Raw genomic sequence first — 279 nt, forward strand, 5'->3', positions numbered from 1 at the left:
CGGTGAACGGGTAAGTCAGGGGCAACCCGCTGCGCGAATTCATTTCCCCGATACGCCGTGGCGCGAGCCGGTGATTCGCCATTTCGACAGCGACGGAGAAGTCGTTTGCAAGCGCGTGCCCGCGTTGGTCCGAAGAGGCGATTGTCTGTTTCATCTTGCAGAGGACGATCCAACGTTCTTTAGCAGCTCGCGCGCTGACGATGTTCTATTGACGGATACGCTGCGCGAATAACGCAATGCGATGCGCGAGCAATCGAACGGACAACAAAAAACGTTCGC

Annotated in this window: 1 pseudogene; it reads left to right on the forward strand. The window is 57.0% G+C overall.

Features of this window, described 5'->3' with window-relative positions:
* Positions 1–232 (forward strand): annotated as a pseudogene (locus SB753_RS36660) (hypothetical protein); the annotation flags it as partial.
* Positions 233–279: the final 47 nt, after the last annotated feature.

The sequence above is a fragment of the Paraburkholderia sp. SIMBA_053 genome, from assembly GCF_046534895.1.
GTDB classification, from domain to species: Bacteria; Pseudomonadota; Gammaproteobacteria; order Burkholderiales; family Burkholderiaceae; genus Paraburkholderia; species Paraburkholderia caledonica.